Annotated in this window: 15 protein-coding genes; 9 read left to right on the forward strand and 6 right to left on the reverse strand. The window is 53.1% G+C overall.

Translation table 11 applies throughout. The features are described from left to right. Positions 1 to 192: 192 nt before the first annotated feature. On the forward strand, positions 193 to 975 hold the full coding sequence (locus DFP90_RS09640; RefSeq protein ID WP_147300985.1) for a hypothetical protein: 783 nt from the start codon (positions 193 to 195) through the stop codon (positions 973 to 975). A gap of 81 nt (positions 976 to 1,056) precedes the next feature. Here DFP90_RS09640 and rho read toward each other — a convergent pair whose 3' ends face one another. The 4 genes from rho to hemE form a co-directional block, all read right to left on the reverse strand. Further along, entirely contained in the window at positions 1,057 to 2,322 is a 1,266-nt protein-coding gene (rho, locus tag DFP90_RS09645) for a transcription termination factor Rho (protein ID WP_115936260.1), read from the reverse strand. A gap of 267 nt (positions 2,323 to 2,589) precedes the next feature. Next, complete coding sequence (hemJ, locus tag DFP90_RS09650) at positions 2,590 to 3,012, reverse strand: protoporphyrinogen oxidase HemJ (RefSeq protein ID WP_115936261.1); 423 nt, start codon at positions 3,010 to 3,012, stop codon at positions 2,590 to 2,592. 26 nt (positions 3,013 to 3,038) lie between these two features. Then, a complete protein-coding gene (gene hemH / locus DFP90_RS09655; RefSeq protein ID WP_115936262.1) occupies positions 3,039 to 4,115 on the reverse strand; it encodes a ferrochelatase in 1,077 nt (358 codons plus the stop codon). Between the two features lie 26 nt (positions 4,116 to 4,141). After that, positions 4,142 to 5,179, reverse strand: a complete 1,038-nt coding sequence (hemE, locus tag DFP90_RS09660; RefSeq protein ID WP_115936505.1) for a uroporphyrinogen decarboxylase — start codon at positions 5,177 to 5,179, stop codon at positions 4,142 to 4,144. 506 nt (positions 5,180 to 5,685) lie between these two features. Here hemE and DFP90_RS09665 point away from each other — a divergent pair. The 5 genes from DFP90_RS09665 to dnaQ all read left to right on the forward strand — a co-directional run bounded on the left by DFP90_RS09665 (position 5,686) and on the right by dnaQ (position 9,441). Then, positions 5,686 to 6,525, forward strand: a complete 840-nt coding sequence (locus tag DFP90_RS09665) for a pyruvate, water dikinase regulatory protein (RefSeq protein WP_115936263.1) — start codon at positions 5,686 to 5,688, stop codon at positions 6,523 to 6,525. Next, positions 6,522 to 7,118: a Maf family protein gene (locus DFP90_RS09670; RefSeq protein WP_115936264.1), complete on the forward strand. Its 597-nt coding sequence runs from the start codon at positions 6,522 to 6,524 to the stop codon at positions 7,116 to 7,118. The genes DFP90_RS09665 and DFP90_RS09670 overlap by 4 nt, the downstream gene beginning before the upstream one ends. Further along, complete coding sequence (locus DFP90_RS09675) at positions 7,115 to 7,963, forward strand: shikimate dehydrogenase (RefSeq protein ID WP_115936265.1); 849 nt, start codon at positions 7,115 to 7,117, stop codon at positions 7,961 to 7,963. The genes DFP90_RS09670 and DFP90_RS09675 overlap by 4 nt, the downstream gene beginning before the upstream one ends. A 115-nt stretch (positions 7,964 to 8,078) precedes the next feature. Further along, complete coding sequence (gene coaE / locus DFP90_RS09680; protein WP_115936266.1) at positions 8,079 to 8,708, forward strand: dephospho-CoA kinase; 630 nt, start codon at positions 8,079 to 8,081, stop codon at positions 8,706 to 8,708. A 43-nt stretch (positions 8,709 to 8,751) separates the two neighbouring features. Then, the gene (gene dnaQ, locus DFP90_RS09685) at positions 8,752 to 9,441 is read left to right on the forward strand and encodes a DNA polymerase III subunit epsilon (protein ID WP_115936267.1); all 690 of its coding nucleotides are present in this window, start codon (positions 8,752 to 8,754) and stop codon (positions 9,439 to 9,441) included. Between the two features lie 94 nt (positions 9,442 to 9,535). On the opposite strand, the gene secB is transcribed toward dnaQ, so the two are convergent. After that, positions 9,536 to 10,051 (reverse strand): protein-export chaperone SecB, encoded by a 516-nt coding sequence (secB, locus tag DFP90_RS09690; RefSeq protein ID WP_115936268.1) that lies wholly within the window; start codon positions 10,049 to 10,051, stop codon positions 9,536 to 9,538. 152 nt (positions 10,052 to 10,203) lie between these two features. Then, a complete protein-coding gene (locus DFP90_RS09695) occupies positions 10,204 to 10,743 on the reverse strand; it encodes an FxsA family protein (RefSeq protein ID WP_115936506.1) in 540 nt (179 codons plus the stop codon). Positions 10,744 to 10,933: 190 nt separating this feature from the next. On the opposite strand from DFP90_RS09695, the gene DFP90_RS09700 reads away from it, so the two are divergent. The 3 genes from DFP90_RS09700 to DFP90_RS09710 all read left to right on the forward strand — a co-directional run bounded on the left by DFP90_RS09700 (position 10,934) and on the right by DFP90_RS09710 (position 13,760). Then, positions 10,934 to 11,614 carry a Tim44/TimA family putative adaptor protein gene (locus DFP90_RS09700; RefSeq protein ID WP_115936269.1) on the forward strand — a complete coding sequence of 227 codons (681 nt, stop codon included), beginning with the start codon at positions 10,934 to 10,936 and terminating at the stop codon, positions 11,612 to 11,614. 12 nt (positions 11,615 to 11,626) lie between these two features. Further along, a complete protein-coding gene (mltA, locus tag DFP90_RS09705) occupies positions 11,627 to 12,850 on the forward strand; it encodes a murein transglycosylase A (protein ID WP_115936270.1) in 1,224 nt (407 codons plus the stop codon). Positions 12,851 to 12,980: 130 nt separating this feature from the next. Further along, positions 12,981 to 13,760 carry a (Fe-S)-binding protein gene (locus DFP90_RS09710; protein ID WP_115936271.1) on the forward strand — a complete coding sequence of 260 codons (780 nt, stop codon included), beginning with the start codon at positions 12,981 to 12,983 and terminating at the stop codon, positions 13,758 to 13,760. Position 13,761 lies beyond the last annotated feature (1 nt).

Consider the following 13,761-nt stretch of genomic DNA (forward strand, 5'->3'; position numbering starts at 1 on the left):
AGAAGTACAGACCGATTACGGATGGCTTATGATCCATCTTACGTCGATAAAATAAGTCCTCAATTGAACACAAAACTTCATTTGCAGCCGGTATAAGTAGTTTTCATTCCTTCAACGAGACGATAATAGTTCTTAAGTCAGAACACTTCCTTCCCCAACGCTGTTATTTCAATCCAATCAAAGTTGCTCATCATGAAGAAAATCTACGCCCTTATGGCCACATTGATGGTATCGGGCCTGACAGCCTGCCAAACGCCCAGCGGCAAAGCTGACCAAACGGAATTTTCCTATCCCGGCGAAATCTCTCCTTTAAGTCAGCTCATCAGAATAGAATTCAAAGAAATTCCGGAGAGTGACCTCAGCATTCGATCCAGATTCATTGCAAAGACAGGCAGTTCCCAGCTCTCGGACGAAGAACGCTACTATCATGCGAAGGTTAGCAGTGAGCAGGAAGATGGAAATGTCCGGATCGAAACCAAAATTTCTTCAGGAAGTTTCAATGGCAAACCATTTTCCTATGATCTGAACATCAATGAATTGGTGTCATCCAATGGTGAAGTGATGAAAGTAAACTATTCCGGTGCAGATGCAGAAACGGACCAGGTGGACAACACCCGTCGACTGGTTTTGTTTCAGCCACGCCGGGATCAATCCAACCCGGAAACCCCAGCGGACCTCTATCCTTTTCCCGTCAGCGGTTTTTCCCCTACCTTTCATAAGCAAGTTAGCAGGACACTCATTGGGAAAGAGCTTACGGGCATGCTCTCGCTTGCTGGAGAAGTCCTGTTTGACGGACGGAAAGCTCTATTGTTCAAGATATCTGGCAATTCAGACAGCCATTCAATCCAAGGGTACCAGATCCTCGATATGGAAAACGGCCATATCCTTAAATCAAGAGAATATCTCCGCTATAAAGGCGGAATCCTGAATGTTGATGTCACCTCAACAGAGGAATTTACCCTGACAATCAAATAATAATCTTTTAATTCACCAAAAAAGAAACCGCCCGGAAAGAGTAACTATTCCGGGCGGTCTTTTTTTTAGAAGACTGATTTCCTACTGATTCATGGAATCGAAGAAATCGTCGTTATTTTTGGTATCCTTGATCTTGCCAAGCAGGAATTCCATCGCGTCGGTGACCCCCATCGGCATAAGAATACGGCGCAGCACCCACATCTTGGAGAGCGTGCCCTTATCCACCAGCAATTCTTCCTTACGGGTTCCGGACTTGGTGATATCGATCGCCGGGAAGGTCCGTTTGTCGGACAGTTTGCGGTCCAGGATCACCTCAGAGTTACCGGTACCTTTGAATTCCTCGAAGATCACCTCATCCATGCGGCTGCCGGTATCCACCAGCGCGGTCGAAATGATGGTCAGGGATCCGCCTTCTTCAATGTTTCGGGCCGCACCAAAGAAACGTTTCGGGCGCTGCAGGGCATTTGCATCCACACCACCGGTCAGAACCTTACCCGAAGAGGGCACAACCGTGTTGTAGGCACGTGCCAGGCGGGTGATGGAATCCAACAGGATCACAACATCGCGTTTATGCTCAACCAGGCGCTTGGCCTTTTCGATGATCATTTCCGCAACCTGGACATGGCGCTGGGCGGGTTCGTCAAAGGTGGAGGAGACCACTTCGCCACGCACGGAGCGCTGCATGTCGGTCACTTCCTCGGGCCGTTCATCGATCAACAGAACGATCAGATAAACTTCCGGGTTATTCTTGGAAATTGCGTGCGCGACATTCTGCATCAGCATCGTTTTACCGGTGCGCGGCGGTGCCACGATCAGGGCGCGCTGGCCCTTGCCGATCGGCGCGATCAGATCGATCACGCGGGTCGACAGGTCTTTGTTTTTCTTGTCATCATCGCCTTCGATTTCCATACCCAGCTTTTCATCAGGATAAAGCGGCGTCAGGTTGTCGAAATTGATCCGGTGGCGAACTTTCTCCGGCTCATCAAAATTGACCGTGTTCACTTTCAGCAGGGCGAAATAGCGCTCGCCGTCTTTTGGGGCGCGGATCTGGCCTTCGACCGTATCGCCGGTGCGCAAACCGAAACGCCGGATCTGGCTCGGGCTGATATAGATATCGTCAGGGCCTGCCAGGTAGTTGGATTCCGGAGAGCGGAGGAAGCCGAAGCCGTCCTGCAACACTTCCAAAACCCCTTCACCAAAAATGGCAACGTCGTTTTCCGCCAGTCTTTTCAGACAGGCAAACATCAGTTCCTGTTTGCGAAGGGTGCTGGCATTTTCGACTTCCAGCTCTTCAGCAAAAGCGAGCATTTCGGCCGGGTGTTTGGACTTGAGTTCGTTCAGATGCATGGGAATATCGTCAGATTGCTTCAGAAATGGAGCGTGGGATCCTGGGAGAGGGAACTTAAGAAAGTTTTTTATCTTTACGCAGGATCTGTGCCGGGCTGGGCACGAAATTGAGGATGGTCTGCCGCGTCACACGGCACAATCATCCAATACAGGAGCCTTTTACAGCTGTCAAAGGGGTTAATTTGCTTCGCCGGATCACTGTTGCCTCCCTGCAACAAAAAACGGCCCTGAAACCTGTCTACAAATCAACCTTAACAGGCCAAAGGTTTAGAAGGGTTTAACGATCACCATGAAAATGATGATGAAGAGCAAAAAAGTCGGCACTTCATTGGCGATGCGGAAAAATTTCTCCGATTTCGCATTCTCGTCATTCTCAAAAGCCTTGCGCCACCGGGCGCAGGCCATATGAAAACCGGTCATACAGACAACGGCAGTCAGTTTCACATGGGCCCAGCCATCCACAATCCAATTGCCATCAATCAGCAGAAACAGCCCAAAGGCCCAGGTCGCCATCATAGCCGGGTTCATAATCGCCCGCAGCAGCCGCCGTTCCATCACCTTGAAGGTTTCCGATTTGTCGGATCCCTTTTCAGCGCTCACGTGATAAATGAACAACCGCGGCAGATAAAACAGACCCGCCATCCAGGCAATTACAGAAATCACATGAAGTGCCTTGATGATGTCATACATGAACAATGATCCCGAAGATTTTGTTTTTATGAATTTCTAATACAGCCAGACCATTGATTGCCACAGCAATATCCGCCCTTTTGACAATCCACACGGCCGTTTTCCCAATTTGATGCATCGAGGGCCAACCCGGCCAACCCGCCTATGAAGTCGTCATGATTATCAACCGTGCCGACCCTGAGATAGGTGCCAACCCCGTTTTCCCGGGCCAACTCGGCATATTCGATATCCAATTCCACCAATGTCTCGGAATGTTCGGAAACAAAGGCAATTGGGACGACCACCAGGCCAACATCATCCTGACCGGCCCGGGCGATCTCATCTTCCGTGCTGGGACCGATCCATTCCAGCGGGCCGACCCGGCTCTGATAACAAACCTGGTAATCCAGCTCTTTTGGTCCAATAGCCTTCTCGGCCATATAATTGACCACTGAGGCCACTGTGGTTTCCACCTGCTCCTGGTAGGGGTCTCCCTTCTCAATCACCTTCTTGGGCAAACCATGGGCAGAAAACAGGATCCTGAGATTGTTTGATTGTCCCGGCTCCAACTCGGCCAGTTTTTTGTGAATTTTATCCGCAACCGCTGCCACGAAACCCGGTTCCTTCGGATAACAACAGGTCAGACGGGTTGGTGCTTTCAATCCAGCCTTGTGCGCCGCGCGCATCCAGTCCTGATAGGAAGAGCCGGTGGTGGTGGTGGAAAATTGCGGATAAAGCGGCAGCAAAATCACCTCATCCGCCCCCCAGTCGCGTACTTTCGCAGCTGTTTCATCCGACATGGGGTGCCAATAGCGCATGGTGATAAAACAGCGGACTTCCCCCAACGGCTGGTCAGTCATCCCGTTTATCTGGGCTTCCAGAGCCCTGGCCTGGGCCTGGGTATTTTCCAGTATCGGTGATTTATTGCCAATCTCGGCATAAATCTCCTGCGCGGTTTTCTCCCGCCGGCTGGAAATCAGCTTGGCGAGGAACCAACGCATCGGCTGGGGTACGGAAATAATCGCAGGATCATGGAACAGATTGAAAAGAAACGGTTTTACCGCTTCCAATCGATCCGGCCCGCCCAGATTGAAAAGCACAATAGCGGTTTTCCTGCTGGTCATTTCCGTTTGATTCCCCTGAATTTAACTTAAACCCGGCCGCGGACGAGATTCATCAACCGCTCCACGTGGGATACCGGTGTTTCCTTGATGATCCCGTGGCCCAGATTGAAGATGAATGGCCCATCTTGCAGATTTTCCAGGATACGGCCAACCGATTGATCCAGCATATCGCCACCGGCAAGCAGCACCTGCGGATCCAGGTTGCCCTGGACCGGCAATTTCTTCTGAAGGGTCTCAGCCGCCCATTTTGTCGGCACAGTGGTATCCAGACCGACTGCGGTCACCCCGGTTGCTTCCACATAGGCCGGGTAATTGATACCGGCTCCCCTTGGAAAGCCAATGAACGGTATGTCCGGATGACGCTGTTTGAAACGGTCCACAATTCGTTTGGTTGGCTCAATAACCCAGCGTGCAAACGCATCTTCCGGCAAAACACCTGCCCAACTGTCAAACAATTGAACCGCTTCCACACCCTGATCGACCTGGGCACATAAATAATCGGCTGTTGCGTCTGCCACCAGATTGATCAGATCCTGAAAACTGTTGGGGTTTTGAAAGGCCCAGGCCTTGGTATTGGCAAAATCCTTACTGCTGCCGCCTTCGATCATGTAGGTGGCAACCGTCCAGGGCGCACCTGCAAAACCAATGAGCGCCGTTTGGTCCGGCAAGCGCTGTTTCATTAGGGTTATGGCCTCATAAACCGGTTCCAGCCGTTGATGGATCCAATCAGCGGAAAGCTTGGAAAGATCACTGCCATTGCGAATAGGCGCCAGTTTGGGCCCTTCACCCTCAACAAAAGTTACTTCCTGTCCAAGCGCATCGGGCAATACCAGAATGTCTGAAAACATGATTGCAGCATCAAAACCAAAGCGCCGGATTGGCTGCAATGTCACTTCGCAAGCCAACTCAGGGGTATAGCAAAGTTCAAGAAAACCGCTGACATTTTTGCGGACTTCCCGATATTCCTCGAGATATCGACCGGCTTGGCGCATGAGCCAAATGGGTGGCCGCGCCTGTGTTTCACCATGAAGGGCTGCCAGAAAAGGTTTCACTGTCTTTGTCACGTTGGATCCCCGGGGAAAAATACTTTGAATTTTGATCAAGGACTCAGGCCCTCGAAGTTACCCATCCCTATCATTTATATAATTTATTAAAAAGATTTGTTGTTGTTTATGTCGCAGGGGGTAGTGGGGATTAAATTTTGTCCACGATTCCATCCCAAGGAATAGAATTGGCAAATCAGCACTGTGGAAATTTCGCATATGACTCTTCTTAAGATATTATGAAACAACACAAAATAAGAGTGTTGATAATCTGTATAACGGATCTCTTTTTCAGGCTTATACGCGTGATGATTCCATCTGGATGACAGTTATTCATAGGCGTAAAAAGACACCTGAAATAAGTTGAATAAGGTGCGCATGTTTGCTCTATGAAGTTATGCAGATTCTTTTCCCCAGGTGATTCACAGGGTTGCCCTGTTAGTTATCCAACTGGGGCGGAAAAAGCGTCTCCGGGGGAAGATAACAGCGGAATCCTTGGCATTCCCAGGAACAGGCGAGGTCAGATATTGACAAAATTCCATGTCCATCTTGTATCGGATTCAACCGGTGAAACCGTCCATGGTATTGCCCGAGCCTGTATCTCCCAGTTCGAAGGGGTCGAGGCGGAAGAACATCAATGGCCGCTCATGCGGACTGTCGCGCAGCTTGAAAAAGTGATTGACCAGATCAAGGAAAAACCGGGCGTTGTTATGTATACCCTGGTCAATGACGAGATGCGCCAAACCCTGCATGCCGCCTGCCGCCGTTATCGCATTCCCTGCATTTCGATCCTGGATCCGGTGATCAATTTCCTGATCAATTACCTAGGGGTGAAAAGCAAAGGTGAGCCTGGCCGCCAGCATAGCCTGGATGCGGAGTATTTCTCCAGGATCGATGCCATGCATTTTGCCCTCGCCCATGATGATGGCCAGGGGCTTTGGAATTTGAATGCCGCCGATGTGATTTTGGTGGGGGTTTCACGGACCTCAAAAACACCGACCTGTGTCTATTTGGCCAACCGCGGGATCAAGGCCGGCAATGTGCCTTTTGTGCCTGGATTGGTTCCGGAAGAGCTGAAAGCCCTGGATAACCGGGTGAATGGTCCTCTGGTTGTCGGTCTGACCAAGGAACCAGGCAGCTTGGTGCAATTGCGCCGCAGCCGTTTACGAATGATTTCAGATGATGAGGAAACGGATTATGTCGACCTGGATGAGGTCAAAAAGGAAGTGATTGCCTGCCGCCGGCTTTGCACCGACAAAGGTTGGCCGGTTCTCGATGTAACCCGGCGATCCATTGAGGAAACCGCCGCGGCCGTTGTGCGCCTGCGGGAATTGCGTGATGCCAAGAGAAGGGAAACGAAACAATGACCCAGCTGGTGCTGGCTTCCGCCAGTAAAACCCGGGCGAAACTGTTGGAGGATGCAGGGGTTTCGGTCTTTTGTGATCCGGCCAATCTGGATGAAGATGGTGTCAAGGAAAGCCTGAAAGCAGAAGGTGCGACCGCAGTCCAGGTGGCGGAGACGCTCGCCGAATTAAAGGCCCGCGCGGTTTCGCGCCGCCATCCGGGGGCTTTTGTAATCGGGGGCGACCAGACTTTGGATTGCAACGGTATCTGGTTTGATAAGCCTGTGGATATGGACCAGGCGCGTGGCCATATGATGGCTCTGCGCGGCAAGACCCATCGGCTGAATGCCGCGGTTTGCGTCATGCGCGATGATGAGGTTCTCTGGCATCTGAATGACCCGGTGGAAATGGTGATGCGTCCGTTCTCTGATGATTTCCTGGATTGGTATATTGGGGAGTGCGGCACAGAAATCTGTGATTCCGTTGGCGGATATCGTCTGGAAGGCCTTGGCGCACAACTGTTTTCCGCGGTGCGCGGTGACTATTTCACGGTGCTGGGCCTGCCTTTGCTGCCACTGCTAGACTTCCTCCGGGCTAACGGAGCTCTGAAAGCATGAGCCAGGATATCTTGAAAGCCGGGGTGATCGGCTGGCCGATTTCACATTCCCTCTCACCCAGACTGCATGGTTTCTGGCTTGATCAACTTTCGATCCATGGTCGTTACGATGCCGTACCGGTTGTGCCGGAAGACCTGGCGAGTTTTGTCCGGTCCCTACCGGAAAACGGTTTCCAAGGCGTGAATGTCACGGTCCCGCATAAAGAGGCGGTCATGGATCATTGTGACAAGATTGACGATCTGGCGCTGCGCATCGGGGCGGTAAATACCTTGATTGTCGATGATCAGGGTCTAATCCTGGGATCCAACACCGACCACTATGGTTTTAAGCAAAATCTGTTGGCGAGCGGTGAAATTGCGGCGGGGCCAAAAGAACGGGCCGCTGTGGTCATCGGTGCTGGCGGCGCATCCCGCGCAATTTGCACCGCCTTGGAAGAGTTGGGTTTTCCGAAAATCCACTTGCTGAACAGAACAGTGTCACGGGCGCAATCCGTGGCCAGGGATCTGGGGGGGCCGATCTTGCCCGGGCCTTTGTCCGATCTGCCGGCTTTACTGCCCGATATAGGATTATTGGTCAATACCAGCTCCCTTGGCATGAAAGGTCAGGATCCACTGCATGTGGACCTGTCGGACTTGCCCATGGAATGTCTGGTCACGGATATCGTTTATAATCCGTTGATGACTGATTTGCTCCGGCAGGCGCGGGAGAGGGGCAATAAGGTGGTTGATGGACTGGGCATGCTTTTATATCAGGCGGTGCCTGGCTTCGAGGCCTGGTTCCGGCCAATGGAAAAACCAATGGTGACGGATGCGCTGAGGAAATACGTGCTGGCAGGAATTGCGTAACATGCCTAATAAATGAGTCCCCGTAAGGACTAATAAGGCCATCCTGCAGTGTTTTCAGTTCATCCATCACTTTTAAAGTAAAACATTAACTGTAAATTTTAAACCTGGATAAAACATGTTCATCATCGGGCTGACAGGATCGATCGGAATGGGGAAAAGCACGGCCTCTTCCATGTTCCGGCGCTTGGGGGTGGCCGTGCAGGATTCCGATGCGGCAGTGCATAAGCTGATGGCGCATGGTGGCCGTGCTGTTTCCCTTGTGGAAAGGGCGTTTCCAGGCGTCGCCCGTGACGGGCAGATAGACCGCGCGCTTTTGGGCAGTCGCGTTTTTGGGGATCCCGCAGCGTTAAAATGCTTGGAAGGTATTCTGCATCCGCTTGTAGCGCAGGAGAGGGAGCATTTCCTGCGTCAGCAGGCGTTGCAGGGCCGCCCGTTGGTGGTGCTGGATGTGCCATTGCTGTTTGAAACGGGGGGGGATCGCGATTGTGATTTGACTGTGCTTGTCACGGCTCCGCCGTTCGTGCAGGAAAGCCGGGTCCTGCGCCGGCCTGGCATGAGCCTTGAAAAACTGAACCGGATCCGCACCCAGCAGATGCCGGATCGGGAAAAAAGACAACGCGCGGACATTGTGTTGGAAACGGGTCTTGGAAAACGGCCGGTCTGGCTGGCTATTCAGGCGATTGTCAGGCAGTCTGTCCACCGAAAAGGCGCTCATTGGCCCCGCCGGGCCAAGGTGCCTGGTTGATTGAAGAGACCAAGAGTCTGCAAAAGGGAAAGATTTGAGGCAGATGCGCGAGATTGTGCTGGATACGGAAACAACGGGCTTTGATCCCAAATCCGGTGACCGGATTGTGGAGATTGGGTGTGTCGAACTGATCAACCGCATGGCCACGGGCAAGACCTATCACCAGTATATCAACCCGGAACGCGATATGCCGGAAGAGGCGTTCAAGGTGCATGGCCTGGGCATCGACTATTTGGAAAAGCTGCCAGTCATTAATGATATCATGGGGGATTTTCTGGATTTCATCGGGGATGCGGACCTGGTGATCCACAACGCGGCCTTCGACATGAAATTCCTCAATGCCGAACTTGGCTGGCTGGGATATGAGCAGTTGCCCATGAGCAGGGCAGTCGACACCCTGGCCATTGCGCGGGCCAAATTTCCCGGAGCTCAGGTTAGCCTGGATGCGCTTTGTCGTCGCTATGAGATTGATAACTCATCCCGTTCTTTCCATGGCGCGTTGCTGGATTCCGAGCTTCTGGCGGAAGTCTATCTGGAACTGACCGGAGGTCGTCAGCCAGGCCTTGAGTTGAGCGCGGAAGAGGCAGAGGCATCGAGCGGTGCTGTCAAGGAAGAGGTGACCATTAGCCGTCCGGTCAGGGAAGCCCGGCCTCATGCGCCGTTGGATGCGGAACTTGCCGCCCATGCCGCCTTCCTTGAAAGCATCACCGAACCGATCTGGAACCGGGAGTGAACAAAAATAATCCCCGGGAAATCGGACCCGGGGATTATGAATGATCGCTGAATGCCGTTTGGCCGGATCGATAAGGATCCAGCCAAAACTGGTATTACGCGGTTGCTTCTTCTTCTTCGCTATTTTCACCGGCTTCGGCCTGTGCGGCAGCCACACGGCGGCGGAACAGATCCAGGAAATCAACCGGGGCCAGCATGACTGACGGAAAACCGCCGTTGGAAACGGATTCAGCAAAGATATTCCGGGCAAACGGGAACAGGAAGCGCGGGATCTCGACAAACAGGACCGGCTGCAAAACTTCCTGGGGAACATCATTGATCCGAACCACGCCACCATAGACCATTTCCACCAGATAAATGGCGTCATCGTCTTCCTTGGCTTCACCATTCAGGTGCAGATTAACCTCAAAATCCGTGTCGGACAGCTGCTGAACGGTCACATCAACCTTGACGTCCAGCTGCGGTGTCTTGCGTTCGCGGGTGAAAACGATCGGTGCCTGCGGGTTTTCGAAGGACAGATCTTTCAAATATTGCAGCAGGATGTTGAACGGTACCTTCTGCTCGCCTGCTTCCCCGCCAGCTTCGACATTGGTGTTTTCGCTTTCAGCCATAAGCTAATACTTCCCTCAATTCATCATGGTTTCTTCGATAGAGCTGTCATGTGGCTAGCATGTGACGATCAATGGCACAACCGTTTGTGTGGCTGTTTGCGGGACACCGGTAAACAGCCACCATAAAGGATCATGCGGGCCTAACTGCCTACTTAGCTGCGTGGCGGCAGGCGGTCATTTTCGTCGTGGGCGGGCCGGTCGCTATTGTGGGCATCATTCTTGACCTCGAACTCGCCTTCAATGATATCGCCGGAGCCGCCGGGCCCGCGGTGATATTGTTGGCCCTGGGCGCCTGAAAAATCAAATCCGCCCCGAGGACCGGTCTGGAAATGGACGTTGCCCCGAGCCTTCAGGTAATCCATCACTTTCCTACCGGCGACTTTCCGGAAAGGCGGGGCCAGCAGGGTGAAACCGATGGCGTCGGTCAGGAAACCAGGTGTCAGCAACAGGGCGCCGGCAACCAGCAGGCAAAGCCCGGTGAAGATTTCCTCCAGCGGCAGTTTTTGCTGGTCGAGCGATGATTGTGCGCTGGCAAGGGCGCGCAATCCCTGGCTTCTGACCAGATGGGTCCCAATAAATGCGGTGATGATCACGGTGGCGATGGTCCAGCCAAGGCCGATCTGTTCCCCTATCTGAATAAACAGGGTAATCTCAATAATCGGGACTAAAATAAACAGAATTAGCAGCGGCATCTTGCTCTTTTTCAATGGAAAGCCTATCTAAACCCTACAGGAAACGGTTCCGGCCGGAGACAGGCTTAAAGTCTTGGACACAGCTACTAAGCTAGGCGTCCAAGGGGCCTGTTACAAGCGGTAGGGGTCCCGATTTCGTGGTGCGGACGTAAAAAACACCCGTTAATCATACAGGACCAGGTTCTTATTTATGAGCGGTACTATTCTCGAACTCGTCTTTCTCGCAGCAGTTGCTGTTTTTCTGATCTTCCGGCTGGGAAGTGTTCTTGGCAAACGGACGGGCCATGAACGGCGGCCATCCGATTTTGGCCCGGCTGATAGCAATGAGCGTTACCAGCAGGATGAGGATAACATCGTTAATCTGCCTTCCTTGGAAGAGCGGCAGATGGATGAAAAGAACGAAGCTCTGCTGCAGGGCCCGTTGGGCGAGGAATTCAAGACCCTGATCGAGGCGGACCCCTCTTTCCGGCCGGTGCAGTTCCTGGACGGTGCGGCGGGTGCCTTTGAAATGATTCTCCAGGCCTATGTGGAAGGGGACCAGAAAACCCTGAAACAGCTTTTGTCCGCGGATGTCTTTGAGAATTTCGCCAAGGCGATCCGGGATCGTGAAGCGGCCGGGCAGCGGATCGAAGACACCTTGGTCGGCATCGACAATATAGAGTTCCTGGAGGCGCGCCTGGAAGGCCGCACCGCATTGGTGACCATTAAGATTATCTCCAAACAGGTCAATGTGCTGTTCAATCCGGACGGCAGTGTCGCCGATGGCGATGACCATAAGGTGATCACCGTGACCGATATCTGGACCTTCTCCCGCGATACCCGTTCGAAAGATCCGAACTGGGTGCTTGTGGCAACCCGCAGCCCGAACTGAAGCTAATAATCCATGTTTAAGAAACGGTTTAATGGCCTGATCCTGTTGACCTTTGTTGCAGGATTGGCCGCCTGCGAACAGATGCCTGGCAAGCAGCCGGCACCTAAAGAGGGAAAAACCGTTTCCGAAGGTTTGGTGCTGGCCGCGGTCGGTTTTGATGATCTCGCCGATTGGTCGGTTGATCATCAGAAAGAGGCCTGGCCCGCCCTGCAGCGCAGCTGCGACAAATTTCTATCGTTTCCGCCGGATCGGAAAATCGGCAGTCCTGCCATCAACATGACTGCCGGGGACTGGCATGAGGCTTGCGGTGAGATTTCCGCGGCCGATGGTCTGCCCGATGATGCGGTGCGGACCCTGTTGGAAGAGCATTTTGATATATATGCAGCATCTTCCGCGTCAGGCGAAGACGAAGGCCTGTTTACCGGCTATTTCGAAGCGGAATTGAAGGGGGCAAAGCAGGCGTCCGATGCCTATCCCTATCCGCTATATGCCCGTCCGGATGATCTGGTTTCCGTCGATTTTGGCAAGTTTTCCAAAGATCTGAAGGGGCGCCAGGCCATCGGTCAGGTCTATGAAGGCCGGGTGCGCCCCTATCCGAAACGCGGTGATATTGAAAAAGGCCTGCTTTCCGGCAAGGGCCTGGAAATAGCCTGGGCGAAGGATGCGGTGGATCTTTTCCTGCTGCAGGTTCAGGGATCTGGACGTCTGATTATGGAAGATGGCTCGGTCATGCGGGTCGGTTTTGCCGCCCATAACGGTCATGGCTACAAGTCGATCGGCCGCCATCTGATCGATCAGGGGGAGCTGCAACCCCATGAGGCTTCCTGGGACGGGATCCGCAGATGGCTGGATGCCCATCCGGACAAGCATCATGAGCTTTTTGCCGTAAACCCGCGCTTTATCTTTTTCCGCGAATTGAAGGGCGATGGCCCGATCGGTTCTCAGGGCGTTGCCTTGACGCCGGGTCGCAGCCTGGCAGTGGACAAGCGTTTTATTCCCATGGGCGTTCCGGTCTGGCTGGATACGGTCTGGCCATCAGAACATGATAAGCCTCTGCGCCGTCTGATGGTGGCCCAGGATACTGGCGGCGCCATCAAAGGGGTTGTGCGCGGTGATTTCTTCTGGGGCTATGGTGCGGATGCGTTGAAATATGCCGGCAAAATGAAAAGCCCCGGGCGCTATTATCTGCTGCTGCCCAAGAGCCTTGCCGGCAAGTTGGAAACGGTTGGTTCCTGATCGTCTTCAAAAGACTGATTTAAAGTGAATACCCAGTTCTACGCTTTTGCCAATTTATGCCAATCGCGCTACTACTCTTTGATCCACAAGATAACAGGATGGGCAAACCGTCCGGATCGGGAGAGAGAGCATGACCATAGACCAGGGTGGTGTGCCAAGCGTTGGCCTGTTTGTAACCTGTCTGGCGGATCTGTTCCGACCGCAGGTGGCCTTTGCCGCTGTGCGCCTGCTGGAACAGGCGGGGTGCGAGGTAAGCGTACCGGAAGCCCAAACCTGCTGCGGACAGCCCGCCTTTAATTCCGGCGACAATGCCGACAGTCGGGCCATTGCCCGCCAGACCATTGAGGCTTTTGAGGCTTTTGATTATGTGGTCGCGCCCAGTGGATCATGTGCCGCGATGATCAAACAGCATTATCCGGAGCTTTTTGAAACGGATCCGGAATGGTTTCAGCGGGCGCAGGACCTGTCCCGACGGACATTCGAACTGGTTTCCTTCCTGATTGATATCCTGAAATATGAAAATATATCAGCGAGATATGATGGAAAGATAACCTATCATGACAGCTGTTCCGGCCTGCGGGAATTATCCGTCAAGCAACAGCCGCGCGCGCTTCTGTCCAAAGTGGAGGGGCTTGAGCTAAAGGAATTGCCGGGGTCGGAAACCTGTTGCGGTTTTGGTGGCACCTTCTGTGTCAAATATCCCGAGATATCCAACAAGATGGTGGAGGAGAAAACCGCCGATATCGTGGCAACCGGCGCGGATACTCTTGTGGCGGGTGATCTTGGCTGCCTGATGAATATGGCGGGCAAGCTTAAACGCCAGGGGCATGATATCAAGGCTCGCCATGTGGCGGAGATCCTGGCCGGCATGGGTGAACAGCCCGCGATTGGCGAGCCGGAGGGCCGTTAAC

This window comes from Aestuariispira insulae (assembly GCF_003385955.1).
GTDB lineage: Bacteria > Pseudomonadota > Alphaproteobacteria > UBA8366 > Aestuariispiraceae > Aestuariispira > Aestuariispira insulae.

What these genes read in the sequence shown, in the direction of transcription:
- DFP90_RS09640 (WP_147300985.1), top strand. Translation starts at nt 193, where the DNA reads ATGAAGAAAATCTACGCCCTTATGGCCACATTGATGGTATCGGGCCTG.
- rho (WP_115936260.1), bottom strand. Translation starts at nt 2,322, where the DNA reads ATGCATCTGAACGAACTCAAGTCCAAACACCCGGCCGAAATGCTCGCT.
- hemJ (WP_115936261.1), bottom strand. Translation starts at nt 3,012, where the DNA reads ATGTATGACATCATCAAGGCACTTCATGTGATTTCTGTAATTGCCTGG.
- hemH (WP_115936262.1), bottom strand. Translation starts at nt 4,115, where the DNA reads ATGACCAGCAGGAAAACCGCTATTGTGCTTTTCAATCTGGGCGGGCCG.
- DFP90_RS09670 (WP_115936264.1), top strand. Translation starts at nt 6,522, where the DNA reads ATGACCCAGCTGGTGCTGGCTTCCGCCAGTAAAACCCGGGCGAAACTG.
- DFP90_RS09675 (WP_115936265.1), top strand. Translation starts at nt 7,115, where the DNA reads ATGAGCCAGGATATCTTGAAAGCCGGGGTGATCGGCTGGCCGATTTCA.
- coaE (WP_115936266.1), top strand. Translation starts at nt 8,079, where the DNA reads ATGTTCATCATCGGGCTGACAGGATCGATCGGAATGGGGAAAAGCACG.
- dnaQ (WP_115936267.1), top strand. Translation starts at nt 8,752, where the DNA reads ATGCGCGAGATTGTGCTGGATACGGAAACAACGGGCTTTGATCCCAAA.
- secB (WP_115936268.1), bottom strand. Translation starts at nt 10,051, where the DNA reads ATGGCTGAAAGCGAAAACACCAATGTCGAAGCTGGCGGGGAAGCAGGC.
- DFP90_RS09695 (WP_115936506.1), bottom strand. Translation starts at nt 10,743, where the DNA reads ATGCCGCTGCTAATTCTGTTTATTTTAGTCCCGATTATTGAGATTACC.
- DFP90_RS09700 (WP_115936269.1), top strand. Translation starts at nt 10,934, where the DNA reads ATGAGCGGTACTATTCTCGAACTCGTCTTTCTCGCAGCAGTTGCTGTT.
- mltA (WP_115936270.1), top strand. Translation starts at nt 11,627, where the DNA reads ATGTTTAAGAAACGGTTTAATGGCCTGATCCTGTTGACCTTTGTTGCA.
- DFP90_RS09710 (WP_115936271.1), top strand. Translation starts at nt 12,981, where the DNA reads ATGACCATAGACCAGGGTGGTGTGCCAAGCGTTGGCCTGTTTGTAACC.